Here is a 16,984-nt window from a genome sequence, read left to right as displayed (position 1 = left end):
TTTTTTGATAAATCCGAACTACAGTGAGTGCAGTTGGATAAAAACCTTTATCAGTATGAGAACAAGAGCGAGGGCAATCAGCAGGAGCGTTAAGAGGCCAAGCCTTCTCCTCCGAGGAAGGATAAAAATTCCGATAAGGCCGTACAGAGCGTTCAGAGCAGATAGCAACAGGAGGTTCTTATATAGGTCCCTGTTCATGTAAAATTTCAAAAGAGGGCGTATTATTACAATTTCTGAGGCCCCAAGATGCGTGGCTATCAAACTTAAAAAGATCAGAAAGCCTCCAGAAACCAGGGAAACCAGCAGGATTTCCTTGAAGATATACGAAAGCCGTTTCCCGGTTAGAATCTCGTAGAGCAGGAAGGGTACTTCCATAATCGGTATCAGCATGGAGACCATCAACGGAAGGGCGACCACTACAAAGATTACAGCAAAGCTAACGGTAAAAATTATTCCTTTTTTAGGCCCTAATTCAAGAACCCAGGTGCTGAAGGCACCCCAAAGTGCAACAATTGTGAAGATTTCCCTCATTGAACCGCCAATGATTTTTGGATCGGCTTCATCAAGGACTCTGGGCAGCTCTCTAAGCCCAACTTGGGAATAACCAGCTTTTCTCAACAATCTTTTAACAAACAGGATGACGAGGGCCAGCGTGATGAAGAAAGAAACTATCGTCGTGATCAACCAGGAAGCGTTGAAATTCTCCCTCCCAACGTCACCAAATGGACGGATGTAGCCCAAACTCCACATAATCACCCACATCGCCAGAGGAGCAAGGACGGCCTCCACCAACAAACGCCTCGCCGATTTCATTTTAGATCCCCTCTTGCCTCAAAGTCGTAGATTGTAAAAAATTTAACAAAGATTAATTAAAGTACATGGTCCTCGATATATGGCAATATGGCATCACAGAGTTGGGGACAAAATATAGGAGCTAAAACTGCCCCACAAGCATCTGCACAAACGCTTCCCAATATTCCACATCTACTCGCACAAAGTCTCTTTAGTATCACTGAACATCCAGCAGAGCAGCTTCCTCCTTTTGCAATGCTAGACCAGAAGTCCTCACCGCACATAGAGGCACAGAGACCCGAACATATAAAGCTTCCCGCGAAGCATATAATCGAGAGCACTCCTCCACTACTCCCTGCTGCGGCTATACAGGCAAGGGTAAAAAGTCCAGTACATGACAAGTCGCAGAGGTGAACGCACGCTGAGTAATCATCGATGACTATAGTATACCCCAACTTTGCTTTTCCATTGTACTCAGGAAGCTTAAGCCTCACCAAGTGCGATAAGTGCCTTAACTCGTAAGCACTCCTGCCCCAAATCCAGCTCGTCTCGTCACCCCTGCGAAGCTTCATAAGAATCTTGTTCAGAGTCCAGTAGTAATCCGAAAGCGTGAGATTACCAAGTACCAGTACAGTATCCCCAACAGGAACTGCCTTGTTCTTATCATCAAGAGCGATGTTCATTCCAGTAACAAAAGCTGTGTACTTTCCAGTCTTTGGGTCAGTTAAGATTTTAGTGATTAGCGTAAAATTATACTGACTCCTCTCGGCTCTATAAACAAGGTTGTATATGGTGTAGTTAAAGGTGGCATTGTAAGCAGTAACCTTGACGAACAACAACTGTTCATGATCCCTTGTCATGTTGTACAGAGTGGTTATCGAAACATTAACGTGAGCGCTCGTATTAAAAGCACCACAAGAACTGGCGTTCTGGCAAGCGCAGGGAGAATGCGTCAAATTAGTGAAGTTTAATGTTGCATTCACCCACGTGACGTTCATCTGAAGCTTACCATTCTCATCGTACCAAGCAACGACTGCCCTCCTAAAGGTTATGCTGGCGTTGTTAGTGCTCATTGCCATGGCCTGTGGAGCGGCAATCAACTGCATGCTCAGCACCATAAAGACCAGAAACACGCCGAACGTCGCCTTTCTCCAGTTCATGGCCACCACCTGACCAGTTGGTCAAGGAGAGCAGACAATCGCCATATATAAATTTTCCTTTTATAAGTTGGATTAAACAACGTTTTTCTTTTTTGTTATGGTTTACAATTTTCAACTGTATCAAAAAGACGAGAACGAGACGAAAGAAGGGCGAGTAAAAGAGCGAACAAAAGAACACAAGTAATCAATAATGACAACTTTTGAGCTTTTCCAGACAATTTTTGTGATTCGACTCATAAAAAATTAGTACGGCATCTATTACTATCATTTTCTATCCTCCCCAATATACCGTTCTCATAGACGGCCTCAATTTCCTCATCTGTTCCACCACGAAACACTTTGGCGTTTGGTCTACAAAAACTTACCCCCTTAAGTCCCCTAAACCTGACCTGGAAAAGAAGGCCAGCAAAAACTCAAGAAGGCCGTTACGTAAAAACTCTCCCGATCACTGGTTCCTCCTCCCTGCGGAGATGTCCCAAAATAATAAAGCATCAAAGCTGAAGGGGCAGTTTTACGTAGTCCAAAACGCTTCCCCTGGCCTTCCTTATCTCGACATGCTCGACGAGATCCTTGAACTGGCCCCCCGCGAGGCCGTCCGCTATTATCGCGCTCCCCCGGGCGGCTTCCTTAGCCCTGCCCTCAAGACCCCTCTGCTTGACGACGGGAAGTCCAAAGCACTCCTCGAAGAGATCTTCCACGTCCTTTCTGAGCTCGTCTATGCGCATCAGCCTGCCGGAGAGAATTATCTCCTTAGCGTTGCCCACAACGGCCAGCTCGCTCGCAACGGCCTTTAAGAAGCCGTCCTTCATGGCCTCCCAAGCCTTTGCGAACGGTTCTTCGTCGAGCCTCTTGGCAAACTCCTCCGGCGGGAGTATCTCGTTGGCGGCTATTACCGTAGCTCCGCCCCAGAAGAGGTGCCACTTCTTGACCCCTCCCATAAGGTAGGCAACCTCGCCGTCGAGGGCACCGCTGTTCACGTAGGCCGGACCGGGGAAAATGGTTCCGCCGATGCCATCAACGATTTTTCCACCTTTAACCGCTCCGGCGTAGTTGTAGCCGAAACCCACCTCAAGGAGGACGAATGAAACTTCACTGTACTCGATTCCAAGCCTCTTCGCCTGGTCGTAGATACCGAGCACTGTTATCGCCATCTTGTCGGCCGTTCCCATGTCAACCTTGTTGTACTTTCTCCACTCCGGCACCGTCGGGAGGTGGATGACGCCAGGGATGAACCAGACGTTCATGCCCTTCTCAGCCATCTCGCTTACCATCTTCTGTAACCCGATGAGGACGGGGATTTCCTTCATCTCCTCCTCTCTCACGAGCGTCATCTCGAAGCGGTCCCTATCTGTCAGCTCGCTTATGTGCTTCAGCGGGACTCCGTAGCCTGAGGGCCCGATTATAAGATCGGCATTGAAGTCCTCAATGGCCTTGACAATCTTTTCAGGTGCCTCTGCGACCACTTCACTCGGGAAGGTGAGGTCAAGCTTTATCCTCCCGTCTTCAAGCCCTATAACGTCGAAGCTCTTCGTTCCGGGATCGACGCCTATGACCCTCATGGAAAACACCCTTGAGGTTTATCTCCAGTTGAGAATGGAAGGTTCTTTAAAAAGGCTTGCCATCAGGGGAGCCCAGCCAAAAGGGGGAGAACAGAAAAGGTAGGAGAGCTAAAGCTCAAAGCCTTCAGTCGAGGTCGCTGCCGAAGTCGTCGCCACCCTTGTCTCCCTTGTCCTTCTCAAGCTTGCTGGCGGCGATGACGTCGTCGATCCTGAGGATCATTATCGCAGCCTCGCTGGCGCTCTTGATAGCCTGCTTGGTGACTCTGAGCGGTGCGATGACGCCGCGCTCCATCATGTCGGCCGGCTCACCCTCGAAGACGTCGACACCGATGGTGGCGCCCTTCTCCTTGTGCGCTGCTATGACCTTAACGAGGGTCTCGACCGGGTCGAGACCGGCGTTCTCGGCGAGGGTCCTCGGGATGACCTTGAGAGCCTCAGCGAAGGCCTCGATGGCGAGCTGCTCCTTGCCACCGACCTCCTTGGCGAACTCGTCGAGCCTGATGGCGAGCTCGATCTCCGGGGCACCGCCGGCGGCGAGTATCTTGCCGTCCTCGACGATGTCCTTGACGACCTTGACAGCATCTTCGAGCGCCCTCTCGACCTCGTCGACGACGTGCTCGGTACCGCCCCTGATGAGGATGGTGACGGCCTTCGGGTTCCTGCAGCCCTCAACGAATATCATGTTCTCGCCGGCGACCTTCCTCTGCTCGACGAGCTCGGCCTCACCGAGGTCCTCGCTGGTGAGGTCGCGGACGTTGGTGACGATCTTGGCTCCGGTGGCCTTGGCGAGCTTCTCCATGTCGCTCTTCTTGACACGCCTGACTGCCAGAATGCCGTACTTGGCGAGGTAGTGCTGGGCAAGGTCGTCAATACCCTTCTGGACGAAGACGACGTTGGCTCCGACCTCCTTGATCTTCTCGACCATCTCGCGGAGCATCTTCTCCTCCTGCTCAAGGAAGGCCTGGAGCTGCTCCGGGCTGGTGATCCTTATCTCGGCGTCAGTCTCGGTCTCCTTGACCTCGAGGGCCTCGTTGATGAGCGCTATCTTGGCGTTCTCAACCCTCTTCGGCATTCCCGGGTGGACGACTTCCTTGTCAATGACGACGCCCTTGATGAGCTGGGTCTCGTGGACACTCGCGCCCTCCTTCTTCTCGAACTTGATGTTGTCGAGGTCGACCTTGTAGCCATCACCGACCTTCTCGGCGACCTGCTTGACGGCCTCGACTGCTATCTCGGCGAGGTACTCCCTCTCCTCCTCGGCGGCCTTGCCAGTGATGGAGGTGATCGCGGCCTTCTTGAGGGTCTCCTTGTCGTCAACGTCGACGTCCCTGGCTATTTCATCGAGGATCTTCTGGGCCTTCTCGGCGGCGAGGGCGTAACCCTTGATGACTATGCTCGGGTGGATGTTCTGGTCGAGGAGCTCCTCAGCCTTCCTGAGAAGCTCGCCAGCGATAACAACGGCAGTGGTGGTTCCATCACCAGCCTCCTTGTCCTGGGTCTTAGCAACCTCAACCATCATCTTAGCAGCAGGGTGCTGGATGTCCATCTCGTCGAGGATGGTGGCACCGTCGTTGGTGATGACGATGTCGCCGAGGCTGTCGACGAGCATCTTGTCCATACCCTTCGGGCCGAGGGTGGTCCTTATGGTCTCGGCGACGATCCTAGCGGCGAGGATGTTGAGCCTCTGGGCGTCCCTTCCGACGTACCTCTGGGTTCCCTCAGGCAGAATAACGACCGGCTGTCCGGCGAGCTGGGCCATCTCCCCTCACCCCCTCCGTTTTCTTCTTTTAGGGGCGGATGAGTTTTAGTTACAATTGGTGTTTCCGGTTTATCGTTCCTTTGGACTATTTATAAATTTTGCGGTTAAGGATGGCCGGGGATCCGCAGGGTCAGGGCAGCATAGAAAAGGAAAGAAGAGATCAGGCCTCCTGCAGGATTGCAACAACGTCTCCGAGGTCTATTATGCCGTTGCCGTCCATGTCAATGGCCTTCTCAGTGTCATCGTCCACAGTGGCACCGAGGAACAGCCTGAGAACCAGGTAGGCGTCCTTGGCGTCCACCTTGTGGTCTCCGTTCAGGTCGCCCTCAACGGTGCTGGTGCCCGCAAAGGCGACGTTTATGGTGCCGACGCCGTAGACCATCAGTTCGGCGATGAGCCTTCCGGTCTGGGTGTGGTGGTGGAAGCCGACGAACTTGCTGGCGCCTGGGCCGTAGGCGAAAAGGGGCACCGGCTCGCCGGTGTGCTTGTGGGACGCGAACCTGACTCCGAGCCTCTCAGCGAGCACCTCACCGATACCGTTGGAGAGGCCGTACTTCGGATCCTCCTCCGCGCGCTTCTGGATGTAGGCCACCTCGTCGTCGCTCAGCTCGATGCCGGTGTACTTCTTGACGACCTCCTTTATGTCGCCGCCGTTCTTGATCTCGGCCGCCATAGTGCCGGTGCTGGCCTTTATGTTCAGGATTCCCTGGACGTCAACGACTTTTCCGTAGTTGGTGCCCACGGCAAGGCCGCCCGTCTCGTGGTCCGCGGTGACCACAACGAGTGTGTCGCCCCTCTGCCTGGCGTACTCAAGGACGTATCCCACCACGTCGTCGAGCTCATTGGTCTCCGCCAGAGCCGCCGCTATGTCGTTGCCGTGGCTGGCGTGGTCTATCCTTCCGGCCTCTATCATGAGGAAGAAGCCGTTGGGGTTCTTCTCAAGGAGCTCGATTGCCTTCTTAGTCATGTCGAGGAGCCCAACATCATCCTCAGTCCTGTCGAGGACGTACGGTATGTGGCTTGAGGAGAAGAGGCCGAGGACGTGGTCACCGCTGGCGGATTCGAGGCCGGCCCTGTCAAAGACGACCTGGTAGCCGTAGTCCTTTGCGAGGCTCAGCGTCTCATCGTCGAAGTACTTTTTGCCCCCTCCGAAGAGGACGTTGATCCTGTTCTCAATGAGCTGCCGGGCTATCTCGGCCTCCATGTCCCTGTCCTCAACGTGGGCCCCGAATGCGGCGGGGGTGGCGTGGGTTATCCTGGTCGTGGTGACGAGCCCTGTGGACTTACCCAGGGCCTTGGCAAGCTCAAGAACTGTGGTGAGCGTGTAGGTTTTCCCGCCCTCCGTGACCGTTGAGATCATGCCGTTGTATGTCATGATGCCTGTGGCGAGGGCGGTTGCAGAGGCTGCGGAATCGGTAACTTCTCCTGATCTGGAGTACGTCATCTCAACGCCGCTGTACGGCATCTTCTCAATGTTCAGCGGGCCGTAGACGAGCCTCGTGAGCTGGAGCTGGGCGAAGCCCATGCCGTCCCCGATTATGAGGATGACGTTTTTAACGCCGTTGGGCGCTGCGACGCTGCTTCCTGCCGCCGGGGCCATGGCCGTCCCTGCCTGGGAAAATACCAGTACGCTAACAAGCAGTGCCAGACCCAGAATCTTCTTCACGTCCATGGCCACCACCTTCCGCACGGCCCCCCATACGGGGGGTGGGAGTGTGGGCATTATCTCCAAACCTATATTAAAGCATTTCGATTTTCAAACCGCAACGATAGTAAAGATAGCAAGTCCAAACTGCAGTTACTCCAAGGGTTCGGTTAGCGGACGGAAGGCCAGGGGCCACCATACCTTTTTAACCCGTTCAACGAACCGGAATCAGGTGATGAAAAATGGCCGACGTTAAAGCCCAGTGGGAGAAAGCCCTGAGCGAGAAGGACTGCGAGAGGTTACTTGAGCTCTTTGACGATTACATTGAGACCATTGAAGATGAGGAGACGCTGAGGGAGGAGCTGAAGAAGCTTGAGGAAGTCGTCATCGAGTGCGGGGACCCCTACGATTTAGCGCATGAGATAGCTCACGTCTACGCTCACCTCGACGACGCCGAGAGCGGCATTGAGCTCTACAAGAGGATAGCCGAGAGGAAAGAGGAAGATCCGGAGGAGTACGCGACGGCGCTCTACTACCTGGCCGATGCTTACGAGCACTTCGGCATGCCGGAGAAGGCGATAGAGACCTACGAGGAGCTGCTCAAGCTTGAGGAGGAAGTCCTCAAGAACGAGAGGGAGATAGCGCTGACGCTGGCGAACATGGCGGTGAACCTCGACGAGATCGGCGAGACAGAGAAGGCCATAGAGCTCATGGAGCGCGCGAGGGATATATTCGAGAGGCTCAACGACGAGAAGAACCACCTCATAAGCCTCCTCGACCTAGCGCACTTCAGGTACGAGGCTGGGGACTACGATACGGCCGAGGGACTTATAAAGGAGGTTCTCAGGAACCCGAGGGAGAACGAGATAGAGATAAACGCCAAGCTGGTGGAGGCCGAGATCTGGGCTGGCAGAGAGGAGTACGGAAAGGCCTTCAAGGCCCTCCGCGACGCGCTCCTTAAGGCCGTTGACACGGGCGACGAGATTTTTGGCCTCGTCTTTGACACGCTCGTTGACTTCATCGAGGGACTGTTCAACGAGGGCGAGTACGGAACGGTTGCCGAGAACATGGAGGCCTTTGCCGAGGTCTTCGAGGACGACACGGCGGATTTCTTCAGAGCCATAGGCGAGCTCGCCCGCTGGAAGGAGGGCGACGAGGAAGCAAAGAAGAGGTTCGACGAGCTTTACGCCAAGATTCAGAACGAGGATCTGAAAGCAATCCTCGACGAGTGGAAGAAGCCAAAGCTGAGCCTGAGTTTGGGGCTTTAGGCTTCCATTTTTCTATTCAACGCCTTCGTATAGCGCTCTATTTCCAGGAGACTTTTTCTGATAACATTCTCCCCAGCGTTCCATATTTCGATCCCGACGACGTTTCCTTCCTCATCGTACTCGAACCACACGTCTTCGTCAACTTCGTCGGTGTCTGCCACCGGGCCCTCTCTGATCAGAATATAGAGGATATCAGCCTTTGGGTCATACCTAACCTTCATACCTCAACCCACCCCAGAGATGACAATCTTCTTTCAAATTTTATCAAGGATCTTACTTTTTCTCTCCTGGAAGTCTGCCCTTCAGAGTTGAAAGAGGATCAGGATGACAGTATAGAGAAAAGGAACGAGGATTCAGATCCTCGAAACGGTCTCAACTTCCGCGCTCTCGACGTTCTCGACCTGCCTGAAGAGCTCGGTGACCTCGTCGTAGGAGTATCCCTCGGCGTCCTTTCCAAGGACGTAGAACTTGAGGGCGACGAGACCAAAAGCTATAGGCTCGCGCTCGACCTTGGCGAGGCCGAACTTCTCGGGGATAACAGCTTTCAGCTTCTCCTCAAGCTCGTCGAGGTTAACCTCCGGGTCGGTCGGCATGACCTTTATAACACCAACGAGGTTGTAGTCAGCCATTCCTTTCACCTCCTAAACTTCACGGCCCCTCCCAGCCGCACTTGGGGCACTTGTAGGGGACTGAGAGGACCCTGCAGCTTTCACAGCGCCAGATGATCTCCTCGCCACAGTTCGGGCAGACGAAGTGAGTGGCGTGCTCCCTGGGGGTTATCTCCTTTCCGCATGATGTGCATACGGGTATCTCGAACTTGGCTTCCACTGCGAACACCTCCGAGAAAGGTGGTTTTAATCACTGGTGGGCATTGAGGGGGTTGGCTTATAAGCTTTTCCATGGATGTCATGTCTTAAACTCACGGGAGAGCGTCCCGGCCAGTTCCTCGATCCTGAGCTTCAGGCTTTCTATCCCATCCATACGCCCACCGTTCTGGTTAGCCGTGATTTGAGTAAAGTTCGTAAACATCGTTACGGCTAACCTTCCCCACTCCCGTCTTCATCGTGAGGCTTTCGGGGGGAACGGAAACTCCCCACATCTCCAGGGCTCTAAGCGAGATATTCCAGCTCCCAACCACATCACGGTCGGCCTCAAACCCACACTTGGGACACTTCAAGACCCTGTGCCCATTCGGGCTTAGTTCACCCCCACATACCGGGCACAGGGAGGAAGTGAAAGCGGGATTAACGAAAACAACCCTAACACCCTTCAATTTAGCCTTGTATTCGATGATTGACTGGAGCTTCCTAAAACTCCACCTGTGGAGACGACCGTTCATTTCAGCCGAATACCTAATCGAATCCCTGATTTCAGTCAAATCTTCGAGAGCAATTCCGCCATACTTCTCAGCCAGCTCAACGATTTTATTGGCCAGCTTGTGATACAAATCGTTGAGCCTGTTCCTTTCTCGTTGCCCGTACTTTTCGAGAAGTTCCTTCCTCTTCTTTCCGGCCCTCAGCTTTTTCTGAATCTTCCGCCTCTTCACGTAATAACCAGTCCTAACCTCCCGCTCGTGAGTGATTATCTGCACAAACTCCCCATTTGGGAGCGAGAGCGTAACATTGTTCTCGTTTAAATCCACACCGACAAAGGCCTTAGGCTCCCCAACCACAACTTCCTTAGAGAATACAACGTTGAGAAAAACGCCTTTTGGCGTTCTAATCAGCCAAGCCTGTCCGGCCTTCCAGCTCTTAAACCGCTCGTGATACTTGGCAGGATAAAATTCCAACTGAATCCTCCCGCTCGGAGTGGAGAGCTTAACCACTCCAGCATCAAGGCCGAGTTTGAACAAGTGGTCATCAAGCATAATGACTTCCTTCTTAAAAACGGGCTTGCCCTTAGCCTTCCCGTTCCACCTCCGCTTCCTGAAGCTCTTGAATATCGCCGTCGCCATCTGACAGCCCGTGTAAAGGTAATGACTCGGCAGGCTCGAATATTCCTTGCGAAGGCTCTTGTAAGTCTCCTTCTTCAGCCGGTAAAAGCTCGTAACGTTGTTCTCAAAAGCGTATGAAATTAGAAAGTTCACAATCTCCCGATAAGTTTTGAAAAGCTCGTCTAACCCTTCGGGAGCTTCCTTCAGCTTGAATTTTGCTGTGAGTTTAATCGTCTCTGAGGGCATTCTTTACCGCCTCAATGAGACGTTTTTTCTTGTGAGAACGCATGCCGTAAAGCTTTCCAGCGAGGGAAGTTACGATAGCCAAAAGGTCTTCGACCAGTTCTTTTTCTGGTGTTTTATCCTCGTCATCGAAGATTACTTCGATTTCAACGCTGTGCGAGTTGAAGTATTGTTCGAGGTACTTGAAGCCGAAGCGTGTAAGCCTGTCCCTGTAAGTTATGATGACTTTCCCAACTTCTCCACTCTCGATGAGTTTGAAGAGCTGTTTTAAGCCTCTCCGGTTCTCGTTGAGGCCTGAGGAGATGTCGGTGAGGATTTTGGCCACTTGATAACCTTTGGAGGAGCAGTAGTTCTTGAGGTATTCCACCTGCCTCTCAAGGTCTTCCTTCTGGTCTCTGCTTGAGACTCTGGCGTAAATAACGACTTTGTCTAGGGTTTTGCCTTCGAGGAGTCTTTTGATTTCGCTTTCTGGAATGCGGTATTCTCTGCCGACTTTGTATGCTTTAATCTCGCCGGCTTTGATTTTTCTGAGGAGCGTTGGCTTGCTGATGCCCAAGAGTTGTGAGGCTTTTCCAGTCCGATAAAGCCTCATTCAGCATGCACCAAAAGAAGTTATGAAGCGAAAATATTTAAACTTTACGCTTTTAACTATTTATGGAACAGCCCAGTATTTTCTCCAAGGTTGTCTATCACTTTCCACCCCTCAATGCTCCTCCCGCGGGATGGGAGAGTTGGAACGAGCTTCGTCCAGCCCTTAACTCTGCTCCTTAGATGGTTAAGAACCTCCTCTGGGATGTCGACCCCCAACTCGTTTTTGAGGAGCTCCAGGACGTAACCGGTTCTCTGACAGAGGGAGTCGCTGGCGAAGCGTTCGAAGTAGCCCACGAACTCGTCCCAGTCGAGTTTTTCGGCCTCGTAGAGGGCCTTGGTTATCTCGGGGTAGCCCCCGCAGTAAGCAGGTTTGTAGAAGCAGTCGAAGAACGTCTTTGCAAGGGTGGAGGTGTAGACGCCATCCTTAAGCGTCATTCCAGTGGCCTTTTCTCCGAGGGCAACGGCCTTGATCGTGTACTCCCCTATGGCTCTCTCACCGGATTTCCTAGGTGTGGCCACGAATATCGTGAAAGGCTCGTAGTCGAGCAGGTCATAAAGCCTCAGGGCGGAAGAGAATGCTATGTATCCCGGGAACAGGGCGAGGGCTATCCTGTAGGGGTTTTTTATTGAGGGGTTTCCAGGATGTTCATTGACGAGGTAGAGGCCCTTCTTCAGCCTCGTGAGGTAGCCCTTCTTTGAGAGGCTCCAAAGGACCTTTTTAACCATCCCCCTGCTGAGACCCGGGAAGAGTTCTCTGATCTCGTCAGCACTCACTATATCAGTCCCTCGTATCGCCCTCATTATGTCCTGTTCAGTTTTTGTAAGGTAGTAATTTTTCTGCATATAGTGACCAATGTGGTAACTTCCTTAATAAAATTTTCGAGATGGGGTTCAGGGTGGGACTTATGATAACACACTCGCTCATCTTGATGTGGTGGAACGCAGGGGCTTCTCCCCTGCAAGAAACTCTGCGCAAGCAAAGTTTCATCAAAGTTCGTGTGTCCTCATCGGCGGCATTCTCCGAGGGTTTATCTGTGCAACATTGCTCTCACAGGGTTTCACCCCAACAGCGCCCTCCGGGCGCTAAACAATTAGAGGGAAACCAAAACAAAAACGGCTTATTGAAATGAAACCCAGTTAAAACCCTCAAACTTATAGAGAGGACACACAAACATACTTCAGCAGATTATGCGGGTAAGGCTTTTGGTCAACCTTTGCCAAGCAAAGGTTGCTGGGGGGCTCCGCCCCCACGCCCCCGGAGGTTTAGCCTAACAGAGTTGTTTCAGAACCTCGTGATAGAACTCAAGAGGTCGGAGGATTTTAAGGGCATGGTCCTCCAAGCACACAACCTTGTTCTCGTCCCTCAAAGCTATCAAATCATCGTCCCAGGTTAAGATGTACTCAACTTTTCCTTCGTAGGCAATTTCCAGCCATTTATTATCCTCGGGATCCCTGGATATGTTAAACTCCCTCGAAGGCAAGACTGTTATGGAGCCCCTCAAATACCTGGCCAGAATCCGCTTCCATTCACTGGAGAGCCTCCCCTTCTCAGCCAAGAGGCCAATCTTTAAGCTGAGCTCATGGAGCGCTTCTTCGCTTGTATAATTCATAAGAAAATCCCCGTCTAGGGCTTTGATGAGAAGTGCCGCCAGTCCGCTTGGCTTAATCATGGCCGCCAGGACAACGTTGGTATCCATGACCACCTTCATCTCCTGGCACCCGTGAGTCTCCTGTACTCCCCATCAACTTCCTCGAGGACGTCCTTGACTTCAGGCCACTCGTCCTCAAAGTCTCCAGCGGCCAACATTCTCCGGGCCGCCTCGGTCTCCGCCCGAATATCCCGGAGCGTTAGCTCTTTGGCAAGTTCCTTGGCTTCTTCCATCATCATCTGTCCAAGCGCCAGCGTAACGGCGAACTTGATGAAGTCCGAACGGCTCCTGAACTCCTTCTTTTTCACCAGCTCGTCTATTTTCTTGATAACGTACCCTGGTAACCTCACGGAAACTGGGTAATCTACCGTCCCCGCCATGGCAATCACCAATTACATATAGACTACAATAGTATTTAAAGATGACTTCCCACCTTTTATCAGCCCACAAACATCCAACTTTAACGACCATTTTCGCCCCACTTAAGACGAAGTCAGCCCCTTCATTCTGGGCCTTATACTGACCTCCTTCCCGCCCTGAAGGGCGAGGGTTCCAACGAATTAACCCCTCGCCATTGACGGGGAGGTTTGAGGGGCCTCATTCAAACCCGCTAAAAAGCGGGTCTTCGACCCCTCCGGCCGGGCCTTCGGCCAATTACCCCTCCCTTGAGCATACAAGCCACCCAAGTTCGGGGTTATCGTTCTCACAACTTTCTTCAAAATGTTAAAAGCTCCAACAAGGTCGGCATTGAAGACAATCCCCGTTGCGGGACACTTAAACAACCCCCGAACAAATCTCGCCCCTTCGTGGGGCTTCCCGCAGACGGGGCAGGTTTTTGAAGTGAAAGCCTCATCAACAACCTCAACCAGAATACCATACTCTTCAGCCACTTCCTTTAAGCGTTTAATGACATAATTAAACCGCCAAACGTGAGAGAGGAGAAAATTCTGCCTTCTACCCTTATCAGAGTTCCTGCTAATGCCCTTCGGATAACCAACAACTATTCCCGAAACTCCCAACTGATACAGTTTTTCAACTGTTTGCCTTACCGCCGTGTTGATGTAGTGCCTCGCCTGGAGTTTGGCTTTCTGGTGCATTCTGGAGAGCTTTCTACCCTTCTTAGCTCCGCTCTTGTTGATTTTTGACTGGTAGTCCGCTATTTTCTTCTGATAGTAAAAATCAATGCTTTTTAGCGGTCTTCCATTGACTAAGAAGCTCTCTCCGTTTTCAAGATAGACAGCCATCAGGTTGTTCACTCCCAAGTCAATGCCTGCTGAGAGGTTTCCCAAGGGTTGTCTCGGAATTTTCACCCACTCATCTCCAATTAGTCTCTCTTCCACCGTGTATGAAATGTGAGCATACCATTTCCGCCTTACTGGGTCGTAAGTTATTTCTAAGCGACCCTGCTTTCCCTTCAAGTGTATCCTGCCTTTAAACTGGACTTCAAGACGTTTGAACTTTCCGAGGCCCTTGAGGATTAACTTGTTACCCTCAATCTTATACTGGTCGTTCCTGAGGATGATTAATTGCCTCCTTTTCCCATCGTCCTTCAAGTAGTTTGGTGGTTTCGGTTTGAGCCATTCGGGGAGTTCACCGTTCCTCCAGCTTCTCAAAAGTGAGAAGAAGCTCCTCCAGCTTTCAGCGTTCTTCCTGCAAACTTGCTGGACTGTTGCGGAGCCAATTTCCTTCTTAAACTCTTCATAAACAATCTTTTCAGTCCTGTTGAAGTCCACTGGTTTACCCTCAAAGAATTCTTGCCTGCGAAGGTAGTTCACTCGATTCCAGACTTTAGCTCCAGTATCGGCTAACTTGAAGAGGATTTTCTCTTGCTCCTTGCTCGGCTGGAGTTTGATTGTTACTGAGCGTTTCATCCCAAAGTATGGTATTGCCCTTAGGCTTTAAAATAGTTTGCTTTCCCGCTTAAGGGCCCGTTGGGTAATGGTAAGCTTCTAACTTTTAGTCTGTCCAGACAGAACAAAATCCCCATGTTTTAGTCGACTTGAGCAGACTAGAATCCAACTTCCAGCAAAGATTGACCAAGAGTTCTCGCGGATACGTACAATAAAGAGAAGTTGTCTCTTAGAAATTGACGTCTTTGGCTGGGCATCAAACAACATGTCTGGACACACCCCATTATGGGGGATGTCCAGAGGGATACATAGAGTTGAGGGGCTTTAGCTGTCAATGAACCAGCTTCAGCGCTGTTCTGCTGCCATTAGAACGTCCACAGGCAGTTGATTTTGCTAGCACCTCCTATCCAGAGGAGGGTTTAATTCAAAGCCGGGAAGGCTTCTGTAGTTAGGGGGAAGCAGATGGAAAAGTTAGGGATAGTGATGCACATACTATAAAAGGGCAGTGGAGTTCTCCAAAAAATTTTGCAAAAATGACAGACCATTATTAATGTTTTCCTCGGTTATGGTACCCCTGCGAACTTTGGTCTTTTTTGATTGGAGATCTTTGAGGGGATAAATCTCAAAGCCCAGCCTGTCTCTAAAGTCCGTATCAAACGTAAGTATCTTATCTATTCCCATTTTGATCATGAAATATGTAACCCACGCATCAAAAAGATCAAATTCATTGCTAAATACAATGTTCCTGCCACTGTTTCCGTATTTTTGAGTTATACTTCTTTTAGTTTCTATTTTAGTTGCCAGGAATTCAAACTCAAAAAGGGAAACACTCAGAGCTATTAAGTAATCCGGATCTGTTTTGTTCTCCAGAAAATTAAATATCTCCCGCTTATCTTTTAGGTCATCTTTTCTACTGATGAGGGCCTCTACCTGCAGTGGGTTAAGCAACAGTACAAAATTTTTTGGAAACTTTAGACCTAGCTCCAGTATCCTCTCAAAAAAAGTTTTTGCGACTCTCTTTCCGTGTTTCTTTATTAGTTCATTTGTCGTTTCCCAAAGGGTCGGCCAGCCAATAAAAAAGACAACATTATGGGAAGAGACAGGATTATTAAGAAACTCCCTGGATCTTTCATGATACTGATCTTTTGGATCACAGAGGGAAATTAGAAAACTCGTGTCCACGTAATACCAATTATTCCTCTGGGCGTGATTAGATCCCATTAAATCCCCTCACCTTTAGGAACAATGCTAAAATAGACTAATCCCGTTGTCTTCAAGGTACTTTCTAAACTGTATGCTGCTTATTCTTTGAACTTCTTTTGCTTCTCTGTATATACTGGTGTCCCTGAACATCCCCTTTGCTATTGCCTTTCGAAGGGTCGTATCTTTTTTGCGCATTCTCCCCACCAAAGTTAGTTGGGGTCGGGAATATTTAAGCATTTCTTTCCTGTGCACATGGATAAAAATCGAAACAGCATGTCCGAGTTCCCAAAGCATAATGTGGTAGAACCCCCTGCCGTGAACGGCGAGGCTTGCAAAAGAAAATGTAAACCACCTGAAAAACAAGCAGTTTCACATATTTTATCGGCGCCCGAAGGGCGCCTTTGGAGAACGAAACACTCACCAAGCAAGCTTTGCGCAAGCAAAGCTTGACCAAAAATGTTTTTACTGGTTAAAGGCCTGAAAAAACTTCGTGCACTTTAAAACGGGCGATTCTGTTGGGGTTTGTTCCTCTAATTGCACTCTTGCGAGTGTTTCACTCTTCAAACGGCGTCCGAAGGACGCCAATAACAAGGTTGAAACCGCTCGAAGGGGATTATTCGAGAGTCAAACCCACAATTGAGACTGGAGTTAAAATATCGCACAACCTCAAGGGCACGGCACCAAACACCATCAGAACTTTTTGATGAAACTTTTCCGGCGAAAAGTTTCTTATGGTGGGCCCGCGGGGCTTCGAACCCCGGACCTCCCGCTTATCAGGCGGGCGCTCTGACCAGGCTGAGCCACGGGCCCGCGAGAAAGGTTCTGGTGCCCCGGCCGGGATTTGAACCCGGGTCGCGGGATCGAGAGTCCCGCATGATTGACCGGGCTACACCACCGGGGCGTGTCCGAGATTAAGGGCGAGGGAGGATTTAAAAAGTTTTCGGTCGGCTATCTCCGACAACTTCTCAGTAGACGGGAAGGGAAACGAGAACAACTGACATACCAATGTCAAAAAATTGCCCCCACAGCCAGGTTTGAAGGACACGGTGCTAACAAATGTCCCAATGAATACGGCGAGGATTCATATCTAGCACCTAACAGGGGCGATTTTCTTACAAGTAACGTTTAAGTTGCAAACTTTAGTATCAACAGGAGTTAGAAAAGCTTAAAAGGTAGGTACCAACAAACCATACCCGGTTCAAATATGACTCATGTTTTGAGCAATAAGCAGTATTCAAATCAGATATGGAAAATCTGGGCGTATTCCAACGATGTCACCGGTGGGGTTTATGGGCAGTGGAACCCTTGTGGTTGTCCCCGCTTACAATGGGA

At 50.8% G+C, this 16,984-nt stretch carries 17 protein-coding genes and 2 tRNA genes; 1 reads left to right on the top strand and 18 read right to left on the bottom strand.

Annotation, left to right across the window (positions count from 1 at the left end):
- Nucleotides 1-18: 18 nt before the first annotated feature.
- The 5 genes from E3E36_RS06230 to E3E36_RS06210 form a co-directional block, all read right to left on the bottom strand.
- On the bottom strand, nt 19-813 hold the full coding sequence (locus E3E36_RS06230) for a hypothetical protein (protein WP_167894396.1): 795 nt from the start codon (nt 811-813) through the stop codon (nt 19-21).
- A 56-nt stretch (nt 814-869) separates the two neighbouring features.
- On the bottom strand, nt 870-1,952 hold the full coding sequence (locus E3E36_RS06225; RefSeq protein WP_167894395.1) for a hypothetical protein: 1,083 nt from the start codon (nt 1,950-1,952) through the stop codon (nt 870-872).
- Between the two features lie 491 nt (nt 1,953-2,443).
- Nucleotides 2,444-3,511, bottom strand: a complete 1,068-nt coding sequence (locus E3E36_RS06220) for a DUF1464 family protein (protein WP_167894394.1) — start codon at nt 3,509-3,511, stop codon at nt 2,444-2,446.
- Between the two features lie 124 nt (nt 3,512-3,635).
- Nucleotides 3,636-5,270 carry a thermosome subunit beta gene (thsB, locus tag E3E36_RS06215; RefSeq protein ID WP_167894393.1) on the bottom strand — a complete coding sequence of 545 codons (1,635 nt, stop codon included), beginning with the start codon at nt 5,268-5,270 and terminating at the stop codon, nt 3,636-3,638.
- A gap of 160 nt (nt 5,271-5,430) precedes the next feature.
- Nucleotides 5,431-6,942, bottom strand: coding sequence for an alkaline phosphatase (locus E3E36_RS06210; protein WP_206203486.1), 1,512 nt, complete (start codon nt 6,940-6,942; stop codon nt 5,431-5,433).
- A 215-nt stretch (nt 6,943-7,157) separates the two neighbouring features.
- Here E3E36_RS06210 and E3E36_RS06205 point away from each other — a divergent pair, with 215 nt between their 5' ends.
- A complete protein-coding gene (locus E3E36_RS06205) occupies nt 7,158-8,183 on the top strand; it encodes a lipopolysaccharide assembly protein LapB (protein ID WP_167894392.1) in 1,026 nt (341 codons plus the stop codon).
- Here the strand turns inward: E3E36_RS06205 and E3E36_RS06200 are convergent.
- The 13 genes from E3E36_RS06200 to E3E36_RS06140 all read right to left on the bottom strand — a co-directional run bounded on the left by E3E36_RS06200 (nt 8,180) and on the right by E3E36_RS06140 (nt 16,553).
- Nucleotides 8,180-8,404: a DUF2283 domain-containing protein gene (locus E3E36_RS06200; protein WP_167731092.1), complete on the bottom strand. Its 225-nt coding sequence runs from the start codon at nt 8,402-8,404 to the stop codon at nt 8,180-8,182. The genes E3E36_RS06205 and E3E36_RS06200 overlap by 4 nt on opposite strands.
- 132 nt (nt 8,405-8,536) lie before the next feature.
- The gene (locus E3E36_RS06195) at nt 8,537-8,812 is read right to left on the bottom strand and encodes an elongation factor 1-beta (protein WP_167894391.1); all 276 of its coding nucleotides are present in this window, start codon (nt 8,810-8,812) and stop codon (nt 8,537-8,539) included.
- A gap of 19 nt (nt 8,813-8,831) precedes the next feature.
- Complete coding sequence (locus E3E36_RS06190; RefSeq protein ID WP_012572828.1) at nt 8,832-9,011, bottom strand: zinc finger domain-containing protein; 180 nt, start codon at nt 9,009-9,011, stop codon at nt 8,832-8,834.
- Nucleotides 9,012-9,180: 169 nt separating this feature from the next.
- Nucleotides 9,181-10,362, bottom strand: a complete 1,182-nt coding sequence (locus E3E36_RS06185) for an RNA-guided endonuclease TnpB family protein (RefSeq protein ID WP_167894390.1) — start codon at nt 10,360-10,362, stop codon at nt 9,181-9,183.
- Entirely contained in the window at nt 10,343-10,951 is a 609-nt protein-coding gene (locus E3E36_RS06180; RefSeq protein WP_167894389.1) for an IS607 family transposase, read from the bottom strand. Before E3E36_RS06180 ends, E3E36_RS06185 begins: the two co-directional genes overlap by 20 nt.
- A gap of 56 nt (nt 10,952-11,007) precedes the next feature.
- A complete protein-coding gene (locus tag E3E36_RS06175) occupies nt 11,008-11,793 on the bottom strand; it encodes a hypothetical protein (protein WP_167894388.1) in 786 nt (261 codons plus the stop codon).
- Nucleotides 11,794-12,218: 425 nt separating this feature from the next.
- The gene (locus E3E36_RS06170; RefSeq protein ID WP_167894387.1) at nt 12,219-12,659 is read right to left on the bottom strand and encodes a putative toxin-antitoxin system toxin component, PIN family; all 441 of its coding nucleotides are present in this window, start codon (nt 12,657-12,659) and stop codon (nt 12,219-12,221) included.
- Entirely contained in the window at nt 12,656-12,979 is a 324-nt protein-coding gene (locus E3E36_RS06165; RefSeq protein WP_167894840.1) for a type II toxin-antitoxin system ParD family antitoxin, read from the bottom strand. Before E3E36_RS06165 ends, E3E36_RS06170 begins: the two co-directional genes overlap by 4 nt.
- Before the next feature lie 180 nt (nt 12,980-13,159).
- On the bottom strand, nt 13,160-14,470 hold the full coding sequence (locus E3E36_RS06160) for an RNA-guided endonuclease TnpB family protein (protein ID WP_167894386.1): 1,311 nt from the start codon (nt 14,468-14,470) through the stop codon (nt 13,160-13,162).
- 471 nt (nt 14,471-14,941) lie between these two features.
- On the bottom strand, nt 14,942-15,670 hold the full coding sequence (locus E3E36_RS06155; RefSeq protein WP_167894385.1) for a PIN domain-containing protein: 729 nt from the start codon (nt 15,668-15,670) through the stop codon (nt 14,942-14,944).
- 27 nt (nt 15,671-15,697) lie between these two features.
- Nucleotides 15,698-15,856 (bottom strand): hypothetical protein, encoded by a 159-nt coding sequence (locus E3E36_RS06150; protein WP_167894384.1) that lies wholly within the window; start codon nt 15,854-15,856, stop codon nt 15,698-15,700.
- Between the two features lie 528 nt (nt 15,857-16,384).
- Nucleotides 16,385-16,462 (bottom strand) — tRNA-Ile (locus tag E3E36_RS06145).
- A gap of 13 nt (nt 16,463-16,475) precedes the next feature.
- Nucleotides 16,476-16,553, bottom strand: a tRNA-Glu gene (locus E3E36_RS06140).
- Nucleotides 16,554-16,984 lie beyond the last annotated feature (431 nt).

This window comes from Thermococcus sp. M36, assembly GCF_012027355.1.
Lineage (GTDB): Archaea > Methanobacteriota_B > Thermococci > Thermococcales > Thermococcaceae > Thermococcus.
Note: the sequence above shows the minus strand (reverse complement) of the source record. Positions and strands in the feature narration are given on the sequence as shown.